Genomic DNA, 24,258 nt, shown 5'->3' on the forward strand with positions numbered 1-24,258 from the left:
AGAGATCTTTGACAAGATCTCTTTTAAAAATGACCCGTACGGGATTCGAACCCGTGTTACCGCCGTGAAAGGGCGGTGTCTTAACCGCTTGACCAACGGGCCAGATCAATGGCGGAGAAGGAGGGATTTGAACCCTCGCGCCGCTTACGCGACCTACACCCTTAGCAGGGGCGCCTCTTCAGCCACTTGAGTACTTCTCCATTTGGCTCCGCAGGTAGGATTCGAACCTACGACCGATCGGTTAACAGCCGATAGCTCTACCACTGAGCTACTGCGGAAGATCATGGTGGGCCTGAGTGGACTCGAACCACCGACCTCACGCTTATCAGGCGTGCGCTCTAACCAGCTGAGCTACAGGCCCATGAACAGATATACAAATGGAGCGGGTGATGGGAATCGAACCCACGACATCAGCTTGGAAGGCTGAGGTTTTACCACTAAACTACACCCGCAAAAATATGTATGGGGCGATTGATGGGAATCGAACCCACGAGTGCCAGAGCCACAATCTGGTGCGTTAACCACTTCGCCACAACCGCCATACTATGAATATTTTTATAAAAGTGGCTCGGGACGGAATCGAACCGCCGACACACGGATTTTCAGTCCGTTGCTCTACCAACTGAGCTACCGAGCCAAGTATTCTTTTGAAAAATGGCGGTCCGGACGGGACTCGAACCCGCGACCTCCTGCGTGACAGGCAGGCATTCTAACCAACTGAACTACCGGACCATTTTGGTTGCGGGGGCAGGATTTGAACCTGCGACCTTCGGGTTATGAGCCCGACGAGCTACCGAACTGCTCCACCCCGCGATGATATGGTTTTTTAAAAAATATGGCGGAGGAAGAGGGATTCGAACCCCCGCGGGCTTTGACACCCCTGTCGGTTTTCAAGACCGATCCCTTCAGCCGGACTTGGGTATTCCTCCGTATAGATGGTGGACCTTGTAGGACTCGAACCTACGACCGGACGGTTATGAGCCGTCTGCTCTAACCAACTGAGCTAAAGGTCCTTTATAGCGGCGGAGGGGATCGAACCCCCGACCTCACGGGTATGAACCGTACGCTCTAGCCAGCTGAGCTACACCGCCATGATCAAAACAATCTTTTAAAAAGTGGAGCCTAGCGGGATCGAACCGCTGACCTCCTGCGTGCAAGGCAGGCGCTCTCCCAGCTGAGCTAAGGCCCCATAAAAGATGGTCGGGAAGACAGGATTCGAACCTGCGACCCCTTGGTCCCAAACCAAGTGCTCTACCAAGCTGAGCTACTTCCCGATCTTAATGGCGCGCCCGAGAGGAGTCGAACCCCTAACCTTTTGATCCGTAGTCAAACGCTCTATCCAATTGAGCTACGGGCGCTTATTTATAATGCCGAGGGCCGGACTTGAACCGGCACGGTAGTCACCTACCGCAGGATTTTAAGTCCTGTGTGTCTGCCAATTCCACCACCCCGGCGTGGATGGTATAAGCGGAAGACGGGATTCGAACCCGCGACCCCCACCTTGGCAAGGTGGTGTTCTACCACTGAACTACTTCCGCATTACAGGATTTCTTTATTTTATTTGGCAATGCGGGTGAAGGGACTTGAACCCCCACGTCATAAAGACACTAGATCCTAAGTCTAGCGCGTCTGCCAATTCCGCCACACCCGCATGAAACATGGTGAGCCATGAAGGACTCGAACCTTCGACCCTCTGATTAAAAGTCAGATGCTCTACCAACTGAGCTAATGGCTCGCTTTAAAAGCGACTTGTCTATCTTACCATATGAAAGTGGTGCCGGCAAGAGGACTTGAACCCCCAACCTACTGATTACAAGTCAGTTGCTCTACCAGTTGAGCTACACCGGCTTTATCTATCCTAACATTATGTAAGAATAAATATGGTGGAGGATGACGGGCTCGAACCGCCGACCCTCTGCTTGTAAGGCAGATGCTCTCCCAGCTGAGCTAATCCTCCACTATGTAAGAATCTCTCGATCCGACAAAGATTATTATATACAGGTTTTAATCATTTGTAAAGGCTATATTAAAAAAATTTTATTTCAATTTTCATTGCGTTATTTTTTAACAAAAGATCGTCATATCACCTATTCATACAGCTGCTGTTCAACGTTCAGCAGGTGAGCTTCTCTTCTCTATATTCTCTTTCAAAACGTTCAATTCCTTTAGAAATATTAGCAGTCTTTCATTTTTATACTTTAATGATATAGGTATCTCTTTAGACATAAAGCATTTATAGAAATCGAATAGGCTTACACATCTTCAATTTAATTAAAGATATATGGAATGCGCCTATATAAGCTCATACTCTGTCTCTCTATTGTTTTGTATAGATAAGGTTTTATGCCATGAACATCTTTAGGTTCAAGTGTTTCACATGCTACGCTTGGACATAAGAAGGTGCGACGATCTTTCATCAAACAAATGGTATAAGATAAAGTATGATGTATGACCCTCAATCAGCACAAAAAAGATCAGTTCCAAATGGAACTGATCCTGATAGAAGCTTGGCGGCGTCCTACTCTCACAGGGGGAAACCCCCAACTACCATCGGCGCTGAAGAGCTTAACTTCCGTGTTCGGTATGGGAACGGGTGTGACCTCTTCGCTATCGCCACCAAACCTGATGGAGAGAATGTTCTCTCAAAACTAGATAACAATGTTCATGCTTCACAATAGAATATAGGTTAAGTCCTCGATCTATTAGTATCTGTCAGCTCCACGTGTCACCACGCTTCCACCTCAGACCTATCAACCTGATCATCTTTCAGGGATCTTACTTCCTTGCGGAATGGGAAATCTCATCTTGAGGGGGGCTTCATGCTTAGATGCTTTCAGCACTTATCCCGTCCGCACATAGCTACCCAGCGATGCCCTTGGCAGAACAACTGGTACACCAGCGGTGCGTCCATCCCGGTCCTCTCGTACTAAGGACAGCTCCTCTCAAATTTCCTGCGCCCGCGACGGATAGGGACCGAACTGTCTCACGACGTTCTGAACCCAGCTCGCGTACCGCTTTAATGGGCGAACAGCCCAACCCTTGGGACCGACTACAGCCCCAGGATGCGATGAGCCGACATCGAGGTGCCAAACCTCCCCGTCGATGTGGACTCTTGGGGGAGATAAGCCTGTTATCCCCGGGGTAGCTTTTATCCGTTGAGCGATGGCCCTTCCATGCGGAACCACCGGATCACTAAGCCCGACTTTCGTCCCTGCTCGACTTGTAGGTCTCGCAGTCAAGCTCCCTTGTGCCTTTACACTCTGCGAATGATTTCCAACCATTCTGAGGGAACCTTTGGGCGCCTCCGTTACATTTTAGGAGGCGACCGCCCCAGTCAAACTGCCCACCTGACACTGTCTCCCTGCCCGATAAGGGCAGCGGGTTAGAAGGTCAATACAGCCAGGGTAGTATCCCACCGATGCCTCCACCGAAGCTAGCGCTCCGGTTTCCAAGGCTCCTACCTATCCTGTACAAGCTGTACCAACATTCAATATCAGGCTGCAGTAAAGCTCCACGGGGTCTTTCCGTCCTGTCGCGGGTAACCTGCATCTTCACAGGTACTATAATTTCACCGAGTCTCTCGTTGAGACAGTGCCCAGATCGTTGCGCCTTTCGTGCGGGTCGGAACTTACCCGACAAGGAATTTCGCTACCTTAGGACCGTTATAGTTACGGCCGCCGTTTACTGGGGCTTCAATTCGCACCTTCGCTTACGCTAAGCGCTCCTCTTAACCTTCCAGCACCGGGCAGGCGTCAGCCCCTATACTTCGCCTTACGGCTTCGCAGAGACCTGTGTTTTTGCTAAACAGTCGCCTGGGCCTATTCACTGCGGCTTCTCGGGGCTTTAACACCCTAAGAAGCACCCCTTCTCCCGAAGTTACGGGGTCATTTTGCCGAGTTCCTTAACGAGAGTTCTCTCGATCACCTTAGGATTCTCTCCTCGCCTACCTGTGTCGGTTTGCGGTACGGGCACCTCTCACCTCGCTAGAGGCTTTTCTTGGCAGTGTGGAATCAGGAACTTCGCTACTAAATTTCGCTCGCCATCACAGCTCAGCCTTTACGGGAAACGGATTTGCCTATTTCCCAGCCTAACTGCTTGGACGCGGATATCCAATACCGCGCTTACCCTATCCTCCTGCGTCCCCCCATTGCTCAAATGGTGAGGAGGTGGTACAGGAATATCAACCTGTTGTCCATCGCCTACGCCTTTCGGCCTCGGCTTAGGTCCCGACTAACCCTGAGCGGACGAGCCTTCCTCAGGAAACCTTAGGCATTCGGTGGACGGGATTCTCACCCGTCTTTCGCTACTCATACCGGCATTCTCACTTCTAAGCGCTCCACCAGTCCTTCCGGTCTGGCTTCACAGCCCTTAGAACGCTCTCCTACCACTGTTCGTAAGAACAGTCCGCAGCTTCGGTGATACGTTTAGCCCCGGTACATTTTCGGCGCAGAGTCACTCGACCAGTGAGCTATTACGCACTCTTTAAATGGTGGCTGCTTCTAAGCCAACATCCTGGTTGTCTAAGCAACTCCACATCCTTTTCCACTTAACGTATACTTTGGGACCTTAGCTGGCGGTCTGGGCTGTTTCCCTTTCGACTACGGATCTTATCACTCGCAGTCTGACTCCCAAGGATAAGTCATCGGCATTCGGAGTTTGACTGAATTCGGTAACCCGGTAGGGGCCCCTAGTCCAATCAGTGCTCTACCTCCGAGACTCTTACCTTGAGGCTAGCCCTAAAGCTATTTCGGAGAGAACCAGCTATCTCCAGGTTCGATTGGCATTTCACCCCTACCCACACCTCATCCCCGCACTTTTCAACGTGCGTGGGTTCGGGCCTCCATTCAGTGTTACCTGAACTTCACCCTGGACATGGGTAGATCACCTGGTTTCGGGTCTACGACCACGTACTCATGCGCCCTATTCAGACTCGCTTTCGCTGCGGCTCCGCATCTTCTGCTTAACCTTGCACGGGATCGTAACTCGCCGGTTCATTCTACAAAAGGCACGCCATCACCCGTTAACGGGCTCTGACTACTTGTAGGCACACGGTTTCAGGATCTATTTCACTCCCCTTCCGGGGTGCTTTTCACCTTTCCCTCACGGTACTGGTTCACTATCGGTCACTAGGGAGTATTTAGCCTTGGGAGATGGTCCTCCCGGATTCCGACGGAATTTCACGTGTTCCGCCGTACTCAGGATCCACTCTGGAGAGAACAACATTTCAGTTACAGGGCTGTTACCTTCTTTGGCGGGCCTTTCCAGACCTCTTCGCTTATATCGTTCCTTTGTAACTCCGTATAGAGTGTCCTACAACCCCAAGAGGCAAGCCTCTTGGTTTGGGCTGTTCCCGTTTCGCTCGCCGCTACTCAGGGAATCGCATTTGCTTTCTCTTCCTCCGGGTACTTAGATGTTTCAGTTCCCCGGGTATGCCTTCTCATACTCTATGTATTCAAGTATGGATACTACTCCATTACGAGCAGTGGGTTTCCCCATTCGGAAATCTCCGGATCAAAGCTTGCTTACAGCTCCCCGAAGCATATCGGTGTTCGTCCCGTCCTTCATCGGCTCCTAGTGCCAAGGCATCCACCGTGCGCCCTTTCTAACTTAACCATTTCTTACTTTAGAAAGAATCACTATGTGTGATGAACTTTGCATTGCATTCAATGTGAATGTATTACTTATTGTTATCTAGTTTTCAAAGAACAATCCTGTCTCGCTAGAGACATGTTTTGAAGGAATGATCCTTCAAAACTAAACAAGACGAAAACGTACGCTGCTCCATATATCCTTAGAAAGGAGGTGATCCAGCCGCACCTTCCGATACGGCTACCTTGTTACGACTTCACCCCAATCATCTGCCCCACCTTCGGCGGCTGGCTCCATAAAGGTTACCTCACCGACTTCGGGTGTTGCAAACTCTCGTGGTGTGACGGGCGGTGTGTACAAGGCCCGGGAACGTATTCACCGCGGCATGCTGATCCGCGATTACTAGCGATTCCAGCTTCACGCAGTCGAGTTGCAGACTGCGATCCGAACTGAGAACAGATTTATGGGATTGGCTAAACCTTGCGGTCTTGCAGCCCTTTGTTCTGTCCATTGTAGCACGTGTGTAGCCCAGGTCATAAGGGGCATGATGATTTGACGTCATCCCCACCTTCCTCCGGTTTGTCACCGGCAGTCACCTTAGAGTGCCCAACTGAATGCTGGCAACTAAGATCAAGGGTTGCGCTCGTTGCGGGACTTAACCCAACATCTCACGACACGAGCTGACGACAACCATGCACCACCTGTCACTCTGTCCCCGAAGGGAAAGCCCTATCTCTAGGGTTGTCAGAGGATGTCAAGACCTGGTAAGGTTCTTCGCGTTGCTTCGAATTAAACCACATGCTCCACCGCTTGTGCGGGCCCCCGTCAATTCCTTTGAGTTTCAGTCTTGCGACCGTACTCCCCAGGCGGAGTGCTTAATGCGTTAGCTGCAGCACTAAGGGGCGGAAACCCCCTAACACTTAGCACTCATCGTTTACGGCGTGGACTACCAGGGTATCTAATCCTGTTCGCTCCCCACGCTTTCGCTCCTCAGCGTCAGTTACAGACCAGAGAGTCGCCTTCGCCACTGGTGTTCCTCCACATCTCTACGCATTTCACCGCTACACGTGGAATTCCACTCTCCTCTTCTGCACTCAAGTTTCCCAGTTTCCAATGACCCTCCCCGGTTGAGCCGGGGGCTTTCACATCAGACTTAAGAAACCGCCTGCGAGCCCTTTACGCCCAATAATTCCGGACAACGCTTGCCACCTACGTATTACCGCGGCTGCTGGCACGTAGTTAGCCGTGGCTTTCTGGTTAGGTACCGTCAAGGTGCGAGCAGTTACTCTCGCACTTGTTCTTCCCTAACAACAGAGCTTTACGATCCGAAAACCTTCATCACTCACGCGGCGTTGCTCCGTCAGACTTTCGTCCATTGCGGAAGATTCCCTACTGCTGCCTCCCGTAGGAGTCTGGGCCGTGTCTCAGTCCCAGTGTGGCCGATCACCCTCTCAGGTCGGCTACGCATCGTCGCCTTGGTGAGCCATTACCCCACCAACTAGCTAATGCGCCGCGGGTCCATCTGTAAGTGACAGCCGAAACCGTCTTTCATCCTTGAACCATGCGGTTCAAGGAACTATCCGGTATTAGCTCCGGTTTCCCGGAGTTATCCCAGTCTTACAGGCAGGTTACCCACGTGTTACTCACCCGTCCGCCGCTAACATCCGGGAGCAAGCTCCCTTCTGTCCGCTCGACTTGCATGTATTAGGCACGCCGCCAGCGTTCGTCCTGAGCCAGGATCAAACTCTCCGAAAAAGTACAAAACCGAAGTTTTGTTTTTCGTCAGCGTTTGACTGACTACCTATGAAGTATCATAGGATTTTTTTATAATAACTCGAATTAACAGGTACGTTTTGTCTTGTTTAGTTTTCAAAGATCATCTTCGTCGTCTCTCAGAGGCGACTTTATTAATATAACATTCTATCAAGATAAAGTCAACAACTTTTTTCTTAATGTTATTTATCAACCGCGCTGTTTCAGCGGCGAATACAAATATAACACCTTTTGAAAGAAGAAACAAGTATTTTTTCTAAATAATTTATTTTTCCTTATCTCTTCCTATATATTGATACAAATGCTGCTTATCTCGGGAATTGCCTATTGTTGATCCTGCAGGTCTTTAGTATATTTATAATAGATTGAAACTAAATAACCGCAGGGGGAGCTTTGTGCTGAGAGTGAACATTCGTTGTTCTGACCCTTTGAACCTGTCAGTTAATACTGAAGTAGGAATGTGGAATCACTTGGATACATATGGTGTATTCAAATCGATATGTTTTTCTATGAATAACATACTCATCCTTACACGGTCTCTCCTTGCTCAATTCATGAAAAAGGAGATTTTTTTATGCAGCAATCAAATCAATTGGTACGACTGATGGAAATCGCGATTATGACTTCACTTGCACTTGTATTAGATTACTTATCAGGTCTCTTTTTAAGAATGCCGAATGGCGGATCTCTTGCTCTGATTATGATTCCCGTTATTCTCATGTCTATTAGATGGGGGATATCTACCGGATTTATCATCGGTGTTTTAATCGCAGGTCTTCAGCTGATGAATAGCCCGATCATCGCTACACCTGTTCAAGGATTCCTCGATTACTTCGTTGCATCTGTTGTCATTTCTTTAAGCGGCTTGTTTTCTGGATTGATCAAAAAAGCCATTCAGGATCAAAAGCGAAAGCAGCAATTTTTCTATATTACCTTAGCCGTTTTTGTTGCTAGTTTCTTCAGGCTGCTGACGTTCTTTATTTCTGGCGTCGTTTTCTTTTCTCAATATGCACCGAAAGGAACACCAGGATGGGTCTACTCTTTAATTTATAACAGCACATATATGGTTCCTTCATTTATTATTTGCAGTATTGTTCTTTGTATACTCATTCCAAGTGCATCCCGTTTGGTTTTTCCTCATCAAAAATAACCGGCTGATGACAGCTGGTTATTTTTTTATGCATAATTTGCTGCTCTATGGAATCTATTAATAATAGAAGATTTCATGCTGGAGGTACGACAATGAGCCCTTACTCCATTATGCTTTGCTGTTATATTCTCAGTCTTGCTTATTTTTTGGCAGGTTTCTATGAAGCTTTAAAAATAGCAGGTGTGAAAGGAAAAGTAGAAGCTTCACCGTTTATTTCTTACATGTTGCTTGCTGTACTTTTCACTTTTTTCTCTCATTATTACTGGAAGCTGACGATTTAATTCGTTTTACATGGTTATTCAATCTAGACAACTCCCATCCATACCCTATTTCATTATGGTTCTCGCCAGCCAGCTCGAACTGGCTGGTAACGACAAAACTAGGTTGAAGCTTTTGATAAAATTGTTTCGCCGAATTTTGTTCAAACACCCATAGCAGCATATTCTGATAACCCTTTTCTATTAAATATTCCACTCCTTTTTCCATTAGAGCAATACCCGCCCCTGATTTCTGTTTCTGTTGGAATAAATAGATGGCATATAGCTCTCCATCATATGTAGAATAACGTTCGTCACGTTGTTTTCCGAAAGAAGCAAAACCAAAAACGCCATCCTCATCTTCCGCGACAAACGTGCCTTCAAGCGGTCTTCTTCTCCAGCTCTCTTCCCGCTCTTCAATGGTTAAACCATCTAAATACTCCTGCGAAATAATCCCTTGATAGGTCGTCTGCCAGCTTTTCACATGAATCTCGGCGATTTTTGGAATATCTTGATGTACAGCATGTCTCACCTTCATCCGCTCCACTCCTTTTAGCTTTTTCCACCTTATCTTCATTATGATAAATTTCTATTACATAGAATTCAATGACTAGCGTTTTGTCAGCACATCTTTCAATGGTTAAATCTTCTTCTATAAAAAAGTGACACCTTCTGGTGGAAGGTGTCTTTTGATTTTATTGTTCTATTTGATCATCAGCTTTTTCGATTTTTCTTGGTTGTTTGATTTCATTTGTCAGTTCTTGAATGCTTTGCTTCACATTGCCTTTGCCAGAAAAGTTCTCAATAATTTCTTTCACATCAATTCCAGAGGATGCTTTCAGACTCTCTTGAAGACTAGACATGAGATTTGTGGCATAGCCTGTAACTTTATTGGCACCGCTGCCTTCACCGTTACCGCCTGTATCCACAACAGTAATTTTATCAATGTTAGAAAGTGGTGCAGATACTTGCTTCGCATATTCAGGAAGCATTTTGACAATCATATCAAGAATCGCTGCCTGACCATACTGTTCGAATGCTTCCGCAATTTTCTCTTTCGCTTCGGCTTCTGCAAGTCCTTTTAGTCTAATGACTTCTGCTTCTGTTTCCCCTTTCGCACGATCCGCTTCCGCTTTGGCAAGCCCGTCAATACGAACTTTCTCAGCTTCTGCTTTTGCCATTGCTTCAATGCTGTATTTCTTCGCATCTGCTTCAGCAAGACGTTTTGCTTTTTCTGCCGCAGCCGACTGCTCAACAGCATAACGGTCCGCATCTGCTTTCTTTTTCACTTCAGAATCATATTGACGTTCACGACGCTGAATCTCTTTTTCTTCTAATTCAATTTGTTTCTGACGCTCAATGATTTTGACTTGCATTTCTTGTTCAGTTACGTGCTGACGGTTACGAGCGGTTTCTAAATCGTACGCTTGGTCAGCACTTGCTTTCGCTGTATCCTGTTCACGTCTGAATTCTGCTCTTTTCAATTCATTAATCTTTTCTGCTTCAGCGATTTCAGTAGCACGCTCAAGCTCTGATTTCTTCGCATCTTTATCTGCCTCGGCACGTTTGATCCGTGTTTCTTTATCTGCTTCAGCTGTTGCAATATCTGCATCGCGTTTTACTTGGGCAATTCTTGGTTTACCTAGAGACTCTAAGTAGCCATTTTTATCACGAACATCTTTGATCGTAAACGAGACAATGACTAGACCCATTTTCGCTAAATCTTGAGAAGCAACGCGTTGTACTTCTTGTGAAAATTTTTCTCTGTTTTTATAAATCTCTTCAACTGTCATTGACCCTAAGATGGAACGAAGGTGACCTTCTAATACTTCTCTCGCTTCGTTTTCACGATCTTCTTTTGTTTTACCTAAAAATTGCTCTGCAGCAGTAGCAATTTCTTCAATCGATCCACCAATTTTTATGATGGCCGTTCCATCCGCCATGACCGGTACACCTTGTTCGGTATAGACTTCAGGGGTTGAAACATCTAGCTTGCTAGATAGTAAGCTGAGCGGCTCTGCTTGTTGAAAGACTGGAAGGACAAAGGTACCGCCGCCTCTTACAATCTTAATCTTGTTTCCACCTTCGTCCACGTGGACATTTTTACTTCCTAGATAACTTCCTGTCACGATTAATGCTTCATCTGGACCTGCTGTCCGGTATTTAGAAACAAATACACCAATAAGTGCAATAAGAATGACAAGCACAATTCCAATGATCACTAAAATAGTTGTTCCTGGCATAGCATTCCCTCCTAGATTTCTTCATTTGGTATAACAGATAAGACGCCTTTGTTCACTTCGACAACTAGCACACGGGTTCCATATGGAATCTCCTCTTTGTCGAAGCTGACAGCTGGCTTTGAGATTTTCCCGCTGTTACTGATTAACAGCACTTCTCCAAACCCGTCTTTTGGAACAGATACAATGATCTCCCCAGTTCTTCCTTTTAAATCGGCCTCCGTATAAGAGAGAGATTCTTCAGCAGAGGAAAGCGGGACTAATACAAATACATTCAAACAGGTCACAAGGATCACTGCGAGGATGGCAGATAATACTGCGCCAAGTCCACTTCCTACAATTGCTGTTTTTTCAGAGATAAACCCTCCAGCCGAGAAAAAGGTAAGAAATGCGAGGATCAATGTTGGTTGAAGGAATGGAACAGGGATCGCTTCAAACCATCCATCAAATACATCGCCGAAAAAGACGAAAACAAGTGTCAGGATTCCTGATATCATCAATATGTATAAATACAGCGTCTGAAGAGGCAGCCCAAACACATCCATCTTCCTCACCCTTTCTTCATGAAATGAACATCTGTTGTTTCATTTAGATCATACTCACCTCCAATGTATTCCTTGTAACAGGTAATACGAACCACTTTTGTAAAGGTTTCATATTTCATCACAATTCTTCAAAGGGATTTTCGGATAGCTCAAGAATGATTGTCATGTACCCTTATGTTAAAATTTGATCTTGAGGTGATGAAGAAAATGAGTTTATTACATGAAGCAAGACAAGAATTGTGGCACGAGCTGCAAGGTTTGAGCGAAGAACAATTGAACCAAAAATTATCTGATGATACTTGGAGTATTCAAGAGGTAGCAGATCATTTAAAGAAAATGGACCTAGTTGCAGCAAAACATCTAGCTGCTGAGGGGAAAAAAGCACCGATCAAAGAATATGAACCAAAGCCGGTGGAAATGGCAGAGGATCGTTCGAAAAAAGCCACTGCGCCTAGTATTGTTGCGCCTGAGCACAAGCATGTGACACCTACACATTTAAAGGATGAGCTCGATACAGCTCGTGAGCAGCTCAATCAAATTTTATCAACATTTACTGAGGAAGATTTCAAACGCGTCATTGCACACCCTGTGTTTAAAGAGCTATCCCTTAAGCAATATCTTGATTTTATCGGCGCACATGAAAAACGCCATATTCATCAAATCAAAGAAATTAAAGAACAACTATAAAACATAAAAAGGACTCCCTTTAGGGAGCCTTTTTTCATTGTTACACTGTTTTAGGTGTTAACTCAAAGCAGCGCGCATAAATCCATTTGTACGCTTTTTCGTTTAGATCTCTTGGGTTTCCAACTGTTTGCGGATCTTTCATCGCTTCTTTAGATAAACGGTCAATCATATCTTTTGATACACCTTGTTCTTCTAATGAAGGAATTTCTAAATCTTCTACTAAATCATACATCCAGTTCACGGCTGCTTTGGCTGCTTCCTCTGTTGTCATTCTGCTTGTATCAACCCCAAACGCTTGCGCAATTCGTGCGAATTTTTCCGGATACCCTTTCCAGTTATATTCCATCACTGGTCCCATCATCGCTGCAACACACTGACCGTGCGCGACAGGAATAATGCCTCCGAGTGTTTGGCTCATCGCATGTGCAGCGCCAGCTGATTCACTTCCATAAGAAAGCCCGGCAAGCATCGCAGCTTGTGCCATTCCATATCTGGCTTCCAAGTCCTCACCATCAGCAAAGGCACGGCGAATATAATGAGCTGCATATTCAATGGCCATGAGTGCTACCGCATCTGTAATCGGCTGAGCAAATTTCATCGTATAGCATTCAATCGCGTGAGCAAGCGCGTCAATTCCAGTCATTGCTGTCACATGAGGCGGCATGGATACATGAAGCTCTGGGTCAATCACTGTAAGATGAGCTGCAATAAGAGGACCACCTGTATTGAATTTGAATTCTCTTTCTTCATCAGTAATGACTGCCCATTGCGTCACTTCTGAACCTGTACCAGCTGTTGTCGGAATAGTGGTTAAAGGCGGGATTCTGTTTTCAAGCGGTTTTTTCCCCTCTGCCGCTTCGTAATCAAGAACTGAGCCTTCATGAGTCGCCTCTACTCCAATTGCCTTGGCTGTATCCATTGAGCTGCCGCCGCCTACTGCGACTAATCCATTACAGCCTTCTTTTTCATATAAAGCAGATCCTTCGTTCACTAGACGGACTGGCGGATTTGGCTCTACTTTATTAAATAGAACAACATCAATTTGCACTTCTTTTAATGAAGCAATTACGGGGTCCACCACGCCCGCTTGATAAATGCCGGGGTCTGTTACAAGCAATACCTTTGAAACGCCGTATGCTTTTACTTCTTCCCCGACATGTTTCACTGCACCAATGCCGTGTTTGATGACAGTCGGAATTTCAAATGTATGGAATTTCTGCATGCTTTCAATTTTCATATTTAGTGTCATATAGAATCTCCTCCAAATGCGTAATTTTTATTTAAACCAATGAACTGCTTCAGGTTTTGTATTTCGATATAAATGCTTCAGCTCGGTATATTCTTCAAGTCCCGTGCGTCCTAATTCACGCCCAATGCCTGATTGCTTGTAGCCACCCCACGGTGCTTGAGCAAAATAAGGATGGAAATCATTGATCCAAACCGTGCCTAATCTTAATTGCCGAGCCACTCTTTCGGCTTTGCTGATATCAGAAGACCACACAGCTCCTGCTAATCCATAAATCGTATCATTTGCCAGCTTGATGACTTCTTCCTCTGTATGGAAGGATTCGACTGTCAGGACAGGTCCAAAGACTTCTTCTTGCACAATCCGCATATCTGACGTGCAGCCTGAGAAAATGGTCGGCAAGTAGAAGAACCCATTTTGCAGCTCCTCTGCGTCAGGTCTTTTTCCACCTGTCTCTAACTTAGCGCCTTCTTCTAAACCGATGCTGACGTATTTTTCTACTTTTTCTCGATGCTCAGCTGAGATGAGCGGCCCGCTCTGGGTGTCTTCATCAAAGCCGTTGCCTAGCTTGATTTTTTTCGTACGCTTCACCAGTTCTTCTAAAAATTCATCATGAATGGATTCTTCCACCAGCAAACGTGACCCTGCTGAACACACTTGCCCTGCATGGAAAAACACAGCATTCATTGCCTGGTCAACCGCTACGTCTAAATCAGCATCTTGAAACACAATATTTGGATTCTTTCCGCCAAGCTCAAGGGCTATTTTTTTCACATTACCGCTGGCTCCCTGCATAATTTTCTTCCCTGTATCAATACCGCCTGTAAATGAAATCAGATCTACTTGATCATTCACAGCAAGCTCGTCTCCAACCGTTGCCCCAGGTCCAAGCACTAGGTTTGCAACGCCTGCCGGAACGCCCGCTTCTTCCATGAGTTTAAATACTTTTATCGTGGTGAGTGGTGTGATTTCACTTGGCTTTAGAACGATTGTATTTCCCGCCGCAAGAGCCGGCGCGATTTTCCAGCTTGCTTGAAGCAATGGATAGTTCCAAGGAGTGATTTGTCCGCATACACCGACAGGCTCTCTGATTAATTCACTTTTCGAGTTTGGAATTGGCGATGCAATGATTTCCCCGCCATCTTTATCAGCCAGACCTGCGTAATATTGGAACACGTTCGCAATATCATCCATATCTGCCTTGCTTTCCTCTAATGTTTTCCCTGTATCAAGCGATTCCAATTTGGCTAGTTCATCAAGATCACGTCTAATCAATTCAGCTATCTTAAACACAATATTTCCTCTTTCAAGTCCAGAAAGATTTGCCCAGTCCCCTTGATCGAAGGCTTTTCTCGCTGCTTTAATGGCTAGCTGCGCGTCATTTCTAGATCCTTCGCTGACTGTCGCGATCACTTCTTGATTGAACGGATTGATGATATCCCGCGTGTCGCTACTTTTAGCGCCAACCCATTGTCCGTCTATAAATAGTGTTTGACTCATAGAAGGAACCTCCTCTGATTCTCTTTGGTAAGTTTGTTAAATAAAAATTTAACGTTTTGAACATAATTAACTTATCATGTTCAAATTTTTCTGTCAAAGGGGAGATATGCTTCATTTATTTTGACTTTTTGTATTCTTTCGTTAACATATAGTCCATAAAGATTTTTTTGAACGTATTGAATTCTCTTAATAGAAAGCAGGGACAAAATGAAAAAGCAGGAACAGCCGCAAGCAGAAGATCGTATTTTAGCTGCTAAAGATCTAGTCATTGATTCCATAGCTGAAACGATGGATCTTTATGGCATTACACGAAGTGCAGGTATTCTATATGGGACGATGTATTTAAACGAGGAAATGACACTCGATGAAATGCGTGAAGAACTGCAAATGAGTAAGCCGAGTATGAGTACGGGTGTGAAAAAGCTGCAAGACATGAATATTGTCAAAAAGACGTTTCACAGAGGCCGAAGAAAACACAGCTTTGTTGCTGAAAAAGACTTTTTTAAGTTTTTCACAAACTTTTTTCCGCAAAAATGGGAACGAGAGGTTGAGGTCAATTTAACAGCAATTGAAGAAGCGCAGGAGCAGCTTCAAGAGGTGGCGCATAATGATCAGCTGGAGGAACATGTAAGAGTGGAAGCGCAGCAGCTCATTGAGCAGCTTGAAAGCTCAAAAGCCTATTATGACTGGCTGAGACGATTAGCCCATTCTGTTCATTCTGGCGAAATCTTTGACTATATTCCAATTGAGCAGAAGGAAAAATAGACATTGTGTTTACATTTTACAGCTTGAATTTCACAGGAGGATTGATTATAATAAATTATGTCGTCATACCTCGGGGCATTAGCTCAGCTGGGAGAGCGCTACGCTGGCAGCGTAGAGGTCAGCGGTTCGATCCCGCTATGCTCCATACGAAAAACCATTCTTGAGAAATCAAGGATGGTTTTTTTATGTACATATCTTCTACAGCTCTGTTTGTTCTTTGTTTTTTCTTAGTCTTAATAACTTTATGATGCGGTATGTAATCACAGAGAGATAAGTTAGGATGAGAATGATTGTATAGGACACAGGAAAATCGCTCGTCATTCCGTGATAAATGAAATAGATGAGTAACGCTGACAGCATGATGATCTGGAACAGTTCTTTTTTCATTTTTCTCTCCTCTCATGATAGTGATTTGGTTGATTGTATCACACATGATGTCATTTTTTGTTAGCTATCAGCAAGGAAGCATTTCCTCACTTGCTGATAGCACTTTTTATAGATCATCACTTCTTCAGCAATTGTTCGATTTTGTTCTTCGTCTTCGGTCCGTAAATTCCGTCTGCTGTTAAGCCGTTCATAAGCTGGAACCGCTTGACTGCATTCGCTGTTTTCGGTCCATAATAGCCATCAATCCCGTTGTTTTTTGCCCCTTTGTCTGGGTAAAAATAGAGGGATGATAAGGCTTTTTGCACGGCTGTGACTTGAGGGCCTTTTGTTAAGGGCTTGGTGACTTTTAAAATGCCAGACGGCAGGTTTGACGATTTCTGTTTGGAAGCGGGTGCTTTGTGGCTCAAGCTTTCTGCCTGAACTGGTTTTCTTGTGCTTTTGCTGCCGGTATGTGCTGTGGCTATGCCAGCTTTAAACTGATCCCATCGTCCGAGAAGTTTCCTTGGACACTCTTTCCCGCTCCAATGTTTATGAGGCACTACATTTGATAAAGGAATACCCAAATCTCCTATCAGCTTGCGAATGAGCCATTGGGCATTTTCGACTGCTTGTTCAAAGTTACCGTCTGCATTTTCACAAATTTCAATTCCAATTGACTTCATATTGCCGGTGCCTCTGCCATCCCCTGCATGCCAGCCGTTTTCGTTTAACGGTAAATGCTGATAAATCACCTGATCATCTACAGTGTAATGCCAGCTGACACCGGTACTTGAACGTGCAACAAACGCTGCATGACTGGCCGCATTAGCACCTTTTGCACTGTTTGACGTATTATGCACTGTAATATAGAGCGGCTTCATCGTGTTTCCTGGTCTGTTGCGATGTTGTTTTGGGATCAATGCTTGAATGATTTTCACCATGTCGTTTCTCCTTCAAGTATTATTTTGTTAGCCCTCTTTGTTTCAGAGCATCTTTTTGTAATTGTCCTTTGTAGGTCACATAATTGTTTTTAAACCAAGCGATAACCGCTGTGACCATAGTAAAAATTGTAGAACCTGCCACATAAAGTGCTTCACCTGCGGTTTTTACTTGCTCCTCACTAATCGGCAGCACCGTCTGTCCAAACATGACAAGCGTTTGATTGATCAGAGCAATAAAAAGAAGCACTGTGCGAATCACAGTGCCTTTGTCGGATGTTTTCATGATCTTTCCTCCTATTTTAAATTTCGTTCTATTTTGTCGAGTTTGTCGATCACGACGTCATACTTTTCACTAAACTTTGCTAGTACATCATTTTGCGCCTCGATTTGCTCATTGAGCTTGTTTTCTCGTTCCTTTGTTGTGTTTAATACGTAAAACAGCACCCAACAAAACAACACCGCAAACGGTCCTTGTGTCATTAAATATTGAGTCAAATCCATTTCCACTGCACTCACCTACTCCCTCACTTTGCCCATCTTTAAAGAAGGCAAAATAAAAACGCCTATTCAGCGTTTGTTGGATATTCTTCTCTTGTTATTTCTTTGTATTGTTTCGGCGTAATCTTCTCAAAACGAACAAATTTTGCTACATCTTCATTTTCATAACACTTCCATTGATAGAACAATGAAATACTACGGAACCAATCCAATTAAATGACCCCCTTTTCATTCAGCAACATGATAAGCTCTGATATTGTTTTTGATTGTTCTTCTACTTTCTTTTCTGACTCTGACAGCTGCTGAAGCAGATCAGCATTTTGCTGTTTTAATAGATCAATTTCTGATGGTGGCAGCGGTTTTGGCTGCAAGCTATCAATGTATTCCTGTGTTGCCGACTCATACCATGCTCTTTTCGTTTCATTGTATTTACCTTTGTACAAACCATCTTGAGGTCTTACATTTGTATATCCTTTTGGGATGTCTGCATCCTCTTCAATTTCTATTTCTTCCCCTGGAAGGTAATTGAATTTTCCGTCGTATTTATATATCCAGTTCACTTTCATCCCTCCTGTGCCGCCATGAATTTAAAGCCGAAAGTAATAAATTCATTTGGGTTTGTTGAATTGGAGACACTTTGTATATACACATTACCATCAGTATCAATATGTGTCCTGTGTGTTTGTGGTGTTGAACCAGCACCGATACTAGATGCTACCCCTATGAAATGCATTCCCTGTATAGGACGATAACCACTTGGCAATGTAAAAACAGGTACTTCAAAACCGATAGTCCCCCCTGTAATAGAACCAATTAACTCTACCTCTCCAAATGGATTCTTATAAAATTGCACTTTTTGAGTGCCGTATTGTTTCCATCCGTTTATTATTGTTGTCGGGGATTTCCATTCTATTTGCTCTGCGCTGGTTAACAAACGTTCCCATTTTGACCATACGCTATTTACAACTGTTTTTCGCCATGTTCGGCCGAGATTATCAAAAGCAATAATAGAACCGTAGTTTCCTGCACTATTACATACCCAAACCCCTCGTAAAGCAACACCTGGTCCGTTAATAGCTGATGTGTCTGAGGTGAAATGAACAAAACCTTTATAACGAGGTAGTATGTCATGAAAATCAACAGAATTGATTATGTGAAATTTTCCAAAACCATCTGGATTGGTAATAGGAAATGCTTGAATAGCATTTAAATCTTTAACTGTGAGCTGCCTTTCCCATTCAGTCCATGTATAGTCAGTCTTCCTGATTCTATAAAAAGAGTTCAGACCATTGACTGCATCATAGATAGCTTGTAGCAGGGTATTCCCATAACTGATAACAATCATAAACGCCCTTTTGATCTCTTTTGGACCATTTAGACCTGCATTATAAACGAGATACATTCCTGTTTCCGTAATTTCGTTATAGTCGGTGGTCTCACTTGTACCTTTATAAAAGGGTTGACCGTTATCCCTTGTTATTTTATGAAGCTGACTGTTGTTCCATTTATCTTTTTCAGCTGCTGTCGGAATTTGAGTCCAAGTGATAGATAAATGGCTAGAATTATAGTAGAAGTAATATGCATTGCCTGATGTATCTATCGCAAAACCTGTTCCAATGTTATTTTGTCCCACTGTCTGTATCCCTCTAATGGCGAATTGTGAAGGGCTATCCTCTATTCCACTGGGCGCATAAAATGTACATGTCCCTTTGTCTTTAATTGAGTCATAAATTTTTGAGCCGACAGGAATATTTAAAAGTTGTACTCCATTATCTCCTGTAATTTTATACAGCTGCGACTCATTCCATTTCTTTTTTTCTACTTCTGAAGAGTGTTGGCTAGAATCATCGATATGAAGAGTTAATTGTTCTGATATACCAGTGTCGTTATAAAGCAATGTTTTCAACATATCGTTGAATAGATCAGCATGAGCTTTATCACTCGTTTCAAAAGAACGAGGAGTTTTTATATCCAATTTGTTCTCTCCTTTGTTTCAATGAGATTGAGAATAATTTATGATTTATTAGTTTTTTAACGCCATCGGAATCACCTTTTTTCCGGCAAAAAAATAAAGCCATTAGGCTTCGTATTTGTCTCCTGTTATGTCTTGATAGTCATCTGCCGAAATCCAGCCAATGCTTACATAAAATGCAATGTCCTCTGGGCCGTAACATTGCCAGTCCCAAAATTGTTTGATATCTGCTACAGTCGGAAACATCATTCTGATTCAGCTCCTTTAAAAATAGCAAATAGCTGCGTTAATTGTTTTGATAACAAAGCATTTTGTTTTTTCAAAAGCTCTATATCATTTGGCGGGAGAGGGGCTGGTTTTAGGCTATCTATATACTCCTGTGTCGCTGATTCATACCATTGTTGTTTTTCCACATCAAAAGCAGCTTTATAAAAAGAAGGATTATTGGGTGGAGCAATTGTTGTGCATTGATCTGGAATGACATAATTACCTTCATCATCCCTTTCGAACACTTCGATAGGTCTGACCAATTCATTTTGATGATTGTATTCATAGGCTTGTATCATCTTTATCACTTCCTTAATTTAATGGGACGACTGTGTCTAAATAGTATCCAGTTACTGCACTGTTATTCACTGCATGTAAACCGGTTAATTTTAGCTCTCCTGTCTTATATATATATAATTTACTATGACCGGTTGTACCCGATACTGGTACTGATACTACTATGCCTTTATCAGGTAATCCATTAATTGGAATTTTACCACAAATAACTTCTCTATTCGCTACTAGATGACCTCTCAACAATAATAAGTTTCCCCATTTAACATATTGAACTGGTCTGTCACCAATAGAAGAACCATTATCTAATGTGACATCTAGCCACTTGACACTTTCAAAATCAGCATCAGTTACTATTTTTTTCCACCCTTTGAAAACACCGTCAGTATGAACAGTACCAAACCAATGAGTGTTGTCATAACTTCTAATGATATGAATAGTCTTTCTACCATTTACAGTTTCTAAGATATCGATATTAAACCAAGAAGAATCATTATCGACAGGCATATTTAAAACATTAGATCCAACAGCAAAGTAAAATCCGGATGGCAGCGTTAAAATATCGGTACCTATTGGCATTGAAAGTCTTAATCCCTTTGAGTTTAATAGGTTATGGTCATTGAGACGTTTCCACCCGCTCCACTCTTGTTGGGTACCTGTTACATCAGTTGTAGAACGGTTAATATAGACATCTCCTGTATTGTTTGCACCGATGACCCAGCCGTAGGTATTTTCACTAAAAACAGACAAAGCCCTCATGGAACTTCTTGTCGGAAGATCTGGATGTGCTTCATGGATGTACCATGAGTGAACTCCAGGCAATTTTATCAATTTATCTAAAATACTAGGATCATCTGCATTAATTCTTTCAAAAGCTTTTCCATCATCAGCAGTGATTTTAGATAATTGTCCCGCATCCCATTTGTTTTTCTCATTTTGAGTCGGCATTTGCACCCAGTTGATTCCAATGTCTTTTACATGATAGGAAAAACAAAATGAGTTGCCTGATGTGTCAATTGCAATTCCTACTCCAATATTATTTTGGCCTACAAATTGAAAGCCTCTTAATGCCGCATTTCCAACAGCAGGAGAATCAACTACTCCAGAACCTCCTGGGGCATAGAATGAGCAAGCACCTAGCGCTTTAATTTCCTCATAGATACTGCCACCAGCAGGGATATTAATCAATTGGGACCCGTTATCATTTGTTAGTTTATATAGCTGTGATTCATTCCATTTCTTCTTTTCTGAACCAGAGACGTGAGGGTTTGTATCTCCCGTATGAAGGTTGAATTGTTCTAATAGTTCCTGATCATTTTCAATCAAAATATTCACTAGATTGTTAAAGAGATCTGCATGAGCCTTATCGCTCGTCCTAAAAGGTTGAGGTGTTTTTATGATCTTTTTCTCCTTTCAAAAAACTATTATTATTTAGACGATGTTATGCATTGAACTTATGTTCTCGTTCCTTTGTTGTATTATGCACATAAAACAGAATCCAGTGGACCTTGTGTCATTAAGTTTTGAACGACAGCTACCTCCGATTTGTTCACACACTTTCAATCCTATCTTAGCTGTGACAAGGTAACATAAGCTCTATTTACCGTAATGGTTCTCCCAGTGTTTTTGGGTGTAATATAAAATGTTAATTTGTCTCCTGCTTTAAACTTTTGTTGAAGGTACAATACACATATACTTGATGAGATAACAGGATTCCAATTACCTAATCGTTGAAATTCTGTACCATTCACATAACATGACAAAATGCTATCTGATCCAACAGGAATGTTATTGCTATTAAGATAAAGCCTAATTAAATACAGACCATTGTTTTTCAGTGTAATTTCAGCGCGCGAACGATTATACTCTCCTAAATCGTCTGATCTTGTATCACCAAAATTCAGTTTTGTTGGAACGTTTTCAACGGCTGATACAGAAGAATTATCGAGATCATACGTATCAACAAAAGAAGTATTATCCATATCCTCCTTTGTTAAAACACGTTTCCAGCCTTGCCACCCCAAATTTAAATCAAGATAGTTTGTATACATGTAATTGTTATAATCTATTGCTATGACCCATCCAAATGTACCTTTTCCATTACTATCTTGAGAAGTAAAATGAAACATACCACGACAAGATCTTATTGTTGGGCTGTTTAATGCTTTACCTGTGGCATAAAATGTACCATGCTTCGGGCCTAAAGAAACAACCTTTTCGAGTAAATCTTCACCATCAGAAACAGATAGAATCACCCCTCCATTATCTGAGGTGATCTTAGATAATTGTCCATCATTCCATTTATTTCTTTCAGCATTTGAAGGGAGCTTTGTCCAGTTAATAGCGGTATCTGCAGCATTATAGTAAAAACTATAAGCATTACCAGCAATATCTACAGCAAAGCCAGTACCAATGTTATCTTGACCTACTGTCTGTAATCCTCTCAATGAAATATTTGCTGGGGAATCTTCTACTCCAGAAGCTGCGTAAAAAGTACACGTTCCTTTCCCTTTTATCGCATCAAAAATCTTAGTATCAGCTGGCACATTAATTAACTGACTTCCATTATCCGCTGTAATCTTATAGCTCTGAGAATCGTTCCATTTCTTCTTTTCTGCTTCAGATGCATGTGGATTTATATCTTTCATATGTTGATTGATTGCTTCTAATAGACCCACATCATTGTCAAGAAAGGCCTCAACCATGTCATTAAATAGATCAGCATGGGCTTTATCAGTTGTTTTAAAAGTGCGTGGTGTCTTAATCTCCATGATCATTCTCCTTTCAAATCTATGCTTGGTTCTATTTCTTTCAGCTGCTCTAAAGTGAGCATCCTTTGCTCATATCCTGCATTTAGATCTTCCATAGAACAATCACCTAATTCAACTGCTTCTTTGACCAATTCAGGTGTCACCCATTGGAAATATAATGCCATGACCCAATAATTCATGTTTCACCCTCTCCTTTACTGAAAAGGATCTCATTTTTTAGCGCTTTTAGTTCGTTTGTTAGAAGATCACATTTGTGTTCAAGTTGTTTCCTCATCAACTTTTCTTTTGCTACTTCTTGCGCTAGATAATCTAGTGGAAGAGGGGGTTGATACCTCGGATTGGTTTGAGATTCCTCCCACCATTTTTTCAACTCTTCTACCGTTGGCTTTGGCACATCTAGATACCACTCATTTATATACGAACCGTCGCCGTCATTTCTTAGTTCAAAATCCTTTTGCGGGTCCGCACTAGGGTATTTATACTTAATGGCTTCATATAAAATCATCAGAACCCTCCTACACTCTCGGGAAATTGCGGCCACCCAATTCTGTAATATCGAAATAGTTGTACCAACCTGAATTATCAGATATATAACGATCGGAATTTCCCGCATAGCCTATATACATGTAGATTTCAATGTAATCTCCTTTATTCGCTGGAACATTCGCAGCTCCATATAAACCTATATCAAGTTTTGCTGTTTCAGAGGGTGTGGCAGGGAGATGTCTATAATGAGATATATTTTTATAATTTTTACCATTTAAAAAGATAGACAGCTCAAAATTTGCATACATTTGAAACGTCTCAATATAAACTCCAGCGTTTACTAGGTACATTCCGTTTTCCGGACAAATAAAACGACTATTTTTTATATCAAAATTATTGTGACTATCTTTGATTTTTCGATTAAAAAGGATTTTTTGTCGCTCAGCATTATTAAGCAGCTGCTTCCCAGTTGTACCAATGTTCGTATGAAGAAAACCAGAGATTTTGTGCCACTCAGTCCACCCAGAAGCGATATACCATTGTCTAAACCAAATACCAGTACTAGTAAAATAACTATTTGTTTCATTACCGTTGCCATAAAAATATTGTACAAAACGATACTCATTCATTTTTTCGTTCTTCACAAGACCTAATTTTGTAGGATATCCGGTATCATTGGCTATAGCCATGAACGTAATCCCATTTGGATATTGCTCACCGCTGACTGATGCATCTTGAATGGCTTGATCACCTGTTAAGATGAGCAAACTTTCATTTGTGATTCCTTCTATCTGTCTACTGAGTGCATGATCATTCTCTACAAGTGTGTCGACCATCTGGTTAAACAAGTTGGCATGGGCTTTGTCAGTGGTTTCAAACGGTAAAGGTGATTTTATGTCCACTTCATTTCC

22 protein-coding genes, 22 tRNA genes, 3 rRNA genes and 1 riboswitch are annotated in these 24,258 nt (G+C 43.0%); of the genes, 4 read left to right on the forward strand and 43 right to left on the reverse strand.

Translation table 11 applies throughout. From position 1 onward, the window contains the following. Positions 1 to 30 precede the first annotated feature (30 nt). From NSQ72_RS13735 to NSQ72_RS13850, 24 genes are all read right to left on the reverse strand, one after another. Positions 31 to 102: transfer RNA gene (locus NSQ72_RS13735), tRNA-Glu, on the reverse strand. A gap of 7 nt (positions 103 to 109) precedes the next feature. After that, a tRNA-Ser gene (locus NSQ72_RS13740) sits at positions 110 to 200 on the reverse strand. A 3-nt stretch (positions 201 to 203) separates the two neighbouring features. Beyond that, positions 204 to 278, reverse strand: a tRNA-Asn gene (locus NSQ72_RS13745). Positions 279 to 284: 6 nt separating this feature from the next. Beyond that, positions 285 to 361 (reverse strand) — tRNA-Ile (locus NSQ72_RS13750). 17 nt (positions 362 to 378) lie between these two features. After that, positions 379 to 452: transfer RNA gene (locus tag NSQ72_RS13755), tRNA-Gly, on the reverse strand. 11 nt (positions 453 to 463) lie between these two features. Next, a tRNA-His gene (locus tag NSQ72_RS13760) sits at positions 464 to 539 on the reverse strand. A gap of 25 nt (positions 540 to 564) precedes the next feature. Continuing rightward, a tRNA-Phe gene (locus tag NSQ72_RS13765) sits at positions 565 to 637 on the reverse strand. Between the two features lie 18 nt (positions 638 to 655). Next, a tRNA-Asp gene (locus NSQ72_RS13770) sits at positions 656 to 732 on the reverse strand. Positions 733 to 736: 4 nt separating this feature from the next. Then, positions 737 to 813, reverse strand: a tRNA-Met gene (locus NSQ72_RS13775). A gap of 23 nt (positions 814 to 836) precedes the next feature. After that, positions 837 to 929 (reverse strand) — tRNA-Ser (locus NSQ72_RS13780). Between the two features lie 7 nt (positions 930 to 936). Continuing rightward, a tRNA-Ile gene (locus NSQ72_RS13785) sits at positions 937 to 1,013 on the reverse strand. A gap of 4 nt (positions 1,014 to 1,017) precedes the next feature. Then, a tRNA-Met gene (locus tag NSQ72_RS13790) sits at positions 1,018 to 1,091 on the reverse strand. 25 nt (positions 1,092 to 1,116) lie between these two features. Further along, positions 1,117 to 1,189: transfer RNA gene (locus tag NSQ72_RS13795), tRNA-Ala, on the reverse strand. 8 nt (positions 1,190 to 1,197) lie between these two features. Next, positions 1,198 to 1,274, reverse strand: a tRNA-Pro gene (locus NSQ72_RS13800). 7 nt (positions 1,275 to 1,281) lie between these two features. Further along, a tRNA-Arg gene (locus NSQ72_RS13805) sits at positions 1,282 to 1,358 on the reverse strand. A 10-nt stretch (positions 1,359 to 1,368) separates the two neighbouring features. Continuing rightward, positions 1,369 to 1,454 (reverse strand) — tRNA-Leu (locus tag NSQ72_RS13810). Between the two features lie 12 nt (positions 1,455 to 1,466). Beyond that, positions 1,467 to 1,538, reverse strand: a tRNA-Gly gene (locus tag NSQ72_RS13815). A 30-nt stretch (positions 1,539 to 1,568) separates the two neighbouring features. Next, positions 1,569 to 1,651, reverse strand: a tRNA-Leu gene (locus NSQ72_RS13820). Positions 1,652 to 1,659: 8 nt separating this feature from the next. Further along, positions 1,660 to 1,735: transfer RNA gene (locus tag NSQ72_RS13825), tRNA-Lys, on the reverse strand. Between the two features lie 37 nt (positions 1,736 to 1,772). Beyond that, positions 1,773 to 1,848 (reverse strand) — tRNA-Thr (locus tag NSQ72_RS13830). Between the two features lie 33 nt (positions 1,849 to 1,881). Beyond that, positions 1,882 to 1,957, reverse strand: a tRNA-Val gene (locus NSQ72_RS13835). Between the two features lie 548 nt (positions 1,958 to 2,505). Beyond that, positions 2,506 to 2,621, reverse strand: a 5S ribosomal RNA gene (gene rrf / locus NSQ72_RS13840). 61 nt (positions 2,622 to 2,682) lie between these two features. After that, positions 2,683 to 5,613 (reverse strand): 23S ribosomal RNA (locus NSQ72_RS13845). A 182-nt stretch (positions 5,614 to 5,795) separates the two neighbouring features. Continuing rightward, positions 5,796 to 7,344 (reverse strand): 16S ribosomal RNA (locus NSQ72_RS13850). Together the 16S, 23S and 5S rRNA genes form the textbook arrangement of a ribosomal RNA operon. A 392-nt stretch (positions 7,345 to 7,736) precedes the next feature. Beyond that, a riboswitch (TPP riboswitch) is annotated at positions 7,737 to 7,838 on the forward strand. A 98-nt stretch (positions 7,839 to 7,936) separates the two neighbouring features. Here NSQ72_RS13850 and thiT point away from each other — a divergent pair. Further along, positions 7,937 to 8,512, forward strand: coding sequence for an energy-coupled thiamine transporter ThiT (thiT, locus tag NSQ72_RS13855; protein WP_039180928.1), 576 nt, complete (start codon positions 7,937 to 7,939; stop codon positions 8,510 to 8,512). 240 nt (positions 8,513 to 8,752) lie between these two features. On the opposite strand, the gene NSQ72_RS13860 is transcribed toward thiT, so the two are convergent. The 3 genes from NSQ72_RS13860 to NSQ72_RS13870 all read right to left on the reverse strand — a co-directional run bounded on the left by NSQ72_RS13860 (position 8,753) and on the right by NSQ72_RS13870 (position 11,554). After that, the gene (locus NSQ72_RS13860; protein ID WP_151284635.1) at positions 8,753 to 9,307 is read right to left on the reverse strand and encodes a GNAT family N-acetyltransferase; all 555 of its coding nucleotides are present in this window, start codon (positions 9,305 to 9,307) and stop codon (positions 8,753 to 8,755) included. A gap of 157 nt (positions 9,308 to 9,464) precedes the next feature. Beyond that, a complete protein-coding gene (locus tag NSQ72_RS13865) occupies positions 9,465 to 11,012 on the reverse strand; it encodes a flotillin family protein (RefSeq protein WP_039180936.1) in 1,548 nt (515 codons plus the stop codon). Positions 11,013 to 11,023: 11 nt separating this feature from the next. Further along, positions 11,024 to 11,554 carry a hypothetical protein gene (locus tag NSQ72_RS13870; protein WP_059376341.1) on the reverse strand — a complete coding sequence of 177 codons (531 nt, stop codon included), beginning with the start codon at positions 11,552 to 11,554 and terminating at the stop codon, positions 11,024 to 11,026. Between the two features lie 207 nt (positions 11,555 to 11,761). Between NSQ72_RS13870 and NSQ72_RS13875 the strand changes: the two genes are divergently transcribed. Continuing rightward, a complete protein-coding gene (locus NSQ72_RS13875) occupies positions 11,762 to 12,241 on the forward strand; it encodes a DinB family protein (RefSeq protein WP_180272435.1) in 480 nt (159 codons plus the stop codon). Positions 12,242 to 12,281: 40 nt separating this feature from the next. On the opposite strand, the gene NSQ72_RS13880 is transcribed toward NSQ72_RS13875, so the two are convergent. Together NSQ72_RS13880 and betB are read right to left on the reverse strand one after the other, a co-directional pair. Further along, complete coding sequence (locus NSQ72_RS13880) at positions 12,282 to 13,490, reverse strand: iron-containing alcohol dehydrogenase (protein ID WP_341084304.1); 1,209 nt, start codon at positions 13,488 to 13,490, stop codon at positions 12,282 to 12,284. 27 nt (positions 13,491 to 13,517) lie between these two features. Further along, positions 13,518 to 14,987, reverse strand: a complete 1,470-nt coding sequence (gene betB, locus NSQ72_RS13885; RefSeq protein ID WP_144491466.1) for a betaine-aldehyde dehydrogenase — start codon at positions 14,985 to 14,987, stop codon at positions 13,518 to 13,520. A gap of 207 nt (positions 14,988 to 15,194) precedes the next feature. Between betB and cudC the strand changes: the two genes are divergently transcribed. Then, complete coding sequence (gene cudC / locus NSQ72_RS13890) at positions 15,195 to 15,752, forward strand: choline uptake/conversion transcriptional regulator CudC (RefSeq protein WP_059376350.1); 558 nt, start codon at positions 15,195 to 15,197, stop codon at positions 15,750 to 15,752. 72 nt (positions 15,753 to 15,824) lie between these two features. Next, positions 15,825 to 15,897 (forward strand) — tRNA-Ala (locus NSQ72_RS13895). 53 nt (positions 15,898 to 15,950) lie between these two features. On the opposite strand, the gene NSQ72_RS13900 is transcribed toward NSQ72_RS13895, so the two are convergent. The 14 genes from NSQ72_RS13900 to NSQ72_RS13965 all read right to left on the reverse strand — a co-directional run bounded on the left by NSQ72_RS13900 (position 15,951) and on the right by NSQ72_RS13965 (position 24,249). Continuing rightward, the gene (locus NSQ72_RS13900) at positions 15,951 to 16,139 is read right to left on the reverse strand and encodes a hypothetical protein (RefSeq protein ID WP_341084307.1); all 189 of its coding nucleotides are present in this window, start codon (positions 16,137 to 16,139) and stop codon (positions 15,951 to 15,953) included. 116 nt (positions 16,140 to 16,255) lie between these two features. Further along, positions 16,256 to 17,059, reverse strand: coding sequence for a peptidoglycan recognition protein family protein (locus tag NSQ72_RS13905; RefSeq protein WP_341084308.1), 804 nt, complete (start codon positions 17,057 to 17,059; stop codon positions 16,256 to 16,258). A gap of 19 nt (positions 17,060 to 17,078) precedes the next feature. Continuing rightward, a complete protein-coding gene (locus NSQ72_RS13910; RefSeq protein WP_341084309.1) occupies positions 17,079 to 17,342 on the reverse strand; it encodes a phage holin in 264 nt (87 codons plus the stop codon). Between the two features lie 11 nt (positions 17,343 to 17,353). Further along, a complete protein-coding gene (locus NSQ72_RS13915) occupies positions 17,354 to 17,566 on the reverse strand; it encodes a BhlA/UviB family holin-like peptide (RefSeq protein WP_008344062.1) in 213 nt (70 codons plus the stop codon). Positions 17,567 to 17,622: 56 nt separating this feature from the next. After that, complete coding sequence (locus NSQ72_RS13920) at positions 17,623 to 17,769, reverse strand: XkdX family protein (protein WP_224929347.1); 147 nt, start codon at positions 17,767 to 17,769, stop codon at positions 17,623 to 17,625. Then, the gene (locus NSQ72_RS13925; RefSeq protein WP_445285746.1) at positions 17,770 to 18,123 is read right to left on the reverse strand and encodes a hypothetical protein; all 354 of its coding nucleotides are present in this window, start codon (positions 18,121 to 18,123) and stop codon (positions 17,770 to 17,772) included. It abuts the gene before it with no gap. Continuing rightward, entirely contained in the window at positions 18,120 to 19,532 is a 1,413-nt protein-coding gene (locus NSQ72_RS13930; protein ID WP_341084314.1) for a pyocin knob domain-containing protein, read from the reverse strand. Before NSQ72_RS13930 ends, NSQ72_RS13925 begins: the two co-directional genes overlap by 4 nt. Before the next feature lie 102 nt (positions 19,533 to 19,634). Continuing rightward, positions 19,635 to 19,778, reverse strand: a complete 144-nt coding sequence (locus NSQ72_RS13935; RefSeq protein ID WP_034624530.1) for an XkdX family protein — start codon at positions 19,776 to 19,778, stop codon at positions 19,635 to 19,637. After that, positions 19,775 to 20,095, reverse strand: a complete 321-nt coding sequence (locus NSQ72_RS13940) for a hypothetical protein (RefSeq protein ID WP_126682237.1) — start codon at positions 20,093 to 20,095, stop codon at positions 19,775 to 19,777. The genes NSQ72_RS13935 and NSQ72_RS13940 overlap by 4 nt, the downstream gene beginning before the upstream one ends. A 13-nt stretch (positions 20,096 to 20,108) precedes the next feature. Further along, the gene (locus NSQ72_RS13945; protein ID WP_247543660.1) at positions 20,109 to 21,425 is read right to left on the reverse strand and encodes a hypothetical protein; all 1,317 of its coding nucleotides are present in this window, start codon (positions 21,423 to 21,425) and stop codon (positions 20,109 to 20,111) included. A gap of 230 nt (positions 21,426 to 21,655) precedes the next feature. Next, positions 21,656 to 22,861 carry a hypothetical protein gene (locus tag NSQ72_RS13950; RefSeq protein ID WP_126682239.1) on the reverse strand — a complete coding sequence of 402 codons (1,206 nt, stop codon included), beginning with the start codon at positions 22,859 to 22,861 and terminating at the stop codon, positions 21,656 to 21,658. A gap of 2 nt (positions 22,862 to 22,863) precedes the next feature. After that, positions 22,864 to 23,040, reverse strand: a complete 177-nt coding sequence (locus NSQ72_RS13955) for a phage portal protein (protein WP_073979164.1) — start codon at positions 23,038 to 23,040, stop codon at positions 22,864 to 22,866. Next, positions 23,037 to 23,366, reverse strand: a complete 330-nt coding sequence (locus NSQ72_RS13960; protein ID WP_144494261.1) for an XkdW family protein — start codon at positions 23,364 to 23,366, stop codon at positions 23,037 to 23,039. Before NSQ72_RS13960 ends, NSQ72_RS13955 begins: the two co-directional genes overlap by 4 nt. A 10-nt stretch (positions 23,367 to 23,376) precedes the next feature. Beyond that, entirely contained in the window at positions 23,377 to 24,249 is an 873-nt protein-coding gene (locus tag NSQ72_RS13965) for a hypothetical protein (protein WP_341084317.1), read from the reverse strand. Positions 24,250 to 24,258 lie beyond the last annotated feature (9 nt).

It is taken from the genome of Bacillus sp. FSL R5-0659 (genome assembly GCF_038008785.1).
Classification (GTDB): domain Bacteria; phylum Bacillota; class Bacilli; order Bacillales; family Bacillaceae; genus Bacillus; species Bacillus safensis.

What these genes read in the sequence shown, in the direction of transcription:
- NSQ72_RS13940 (WP_126682237.1), bottom strand. Translation starts at nt 20,095, where the DNA reads ATGATACAAGCCTATGAATACAATCATCAAAATGAATTGGTCAGACCT.
- cudC (WP_059376350.1), top strand. Translation starts at nt 15,195, where the DNA reads ATGAAAAAGCAGGAACAGCCGCAAGCAGAAGATCGTATTTTAGCTGCT.
- NSQ72_RS13900 (WP_341084307.1), bottom strand. Translation starts at nt 16,139, where the DNA reads ATGAAAAAAGAACTGTTCCAGATCATCATGCTGTCAGCGTTACTCATC.
- NSQ72_RS13880 (WP_341084304.1), bottom strand. Translation starts at nt 13,490, where the DNA reads ATGACACTAAATATGAAAATTGAAAGCATGCAGAAATTCCATACATTT.
- NSQ72_RS13950 (WP_126682239.1), bottom strand. Translation starts at nt 22,861, where the DNA reads ATGGAGATTAAGACACCACGCACTTTTAAAACAACTGATAAAGCCCAT.
- NSQ72_RS13875 (WP_180272435.1), top strand. Translation starts at nt 11,762, where the DNA reads ATGAGTTTATTACATGAAGCAAGACAAGAATTGTGGCACGAGCTGCAA.
- NSQ72_RS13935 (WP_034624530.1), bottom strand. Translation starts at nt 19,778, where the DNA reads ATGATGTTTCCGACTGTAGCAGATATCAAACAATTTTGGGACTGGCAA.
- NSQ72_RS13955 (WP_073979164.1), bottom strand. Translation starts at nt 23,040, where the DNA reads ATGAATTATTGGGTCATGGCATTATATTTCCAATGGGTGACACCTGAA.
- NSQ72_RS13860 (WP_151284635.1), bottom strand. Translation starts at nt 9,307, where the DNA reads ATGAAGGTGAGACATGCTGTACATCAAGATATTCCAAAAATCGCCGAG.
- NSQ72_RS13910 (WP_341084309.1), bottom strand. Translation starts at nt 17,342, where the DNA reads ATGAAAACATCCGACAAAGGCACTGTGATTCGCACAGTGCTTCTTTTT.
- NSQ72_RS13865 (WP_039180936.1), bottom strand. Translation starts at nt 11,012, where the DNA reads ATGCCAGGAACAACTATTTTAGTGATCATTGGAATTGTGCTTGTCATT.
- NSQ72_RS13925 (WP_445285746.1), bottom strand. Translation starts at nt 18,123, where the DNA reads ATGAAAGTGAACTGGATATATAAATACGACGGAAAATTCAATTACCTT.
- betB (WP_144491466.1), bottom strand. Translation starts at nt 14,987, where the DNA reads ATGAGTCAAACACTATTTATAGACGGACAATGGGTTGGCGCTAAAAGT.
- NSQ72_RS13870 (WP_059376341.1), bottom strand. Translation starts at nt 11,554, where the DNA reads ATGGATGTGTTTGGGCTGCCTCTTCAGACGCTGTATTTATACATATTG.
- NSQ72_RS13960 (WP_144494261.1), bottom strand. Translation starts at nt 23,366, where the DNA reads ATGATTTTATATGAAGCCATTAAGTATAAATACCCTAGTGCGGACCCG.
- NSQ72_RS13905 (WP_341084308.1), bottom strand. Translation starts at nt 17,059, where the DNA reads ATGGTGAAAATCATTCAAGCATTGATCCCAAAACAACATCGCAACAGA.
- thiT (WP_039180928.1), top strand. Translation starts at nt 7,937, where the DNA reads ATGCAGCAATCAAATCAATTGGTACGACTGATGGAAATCGCGATTATG.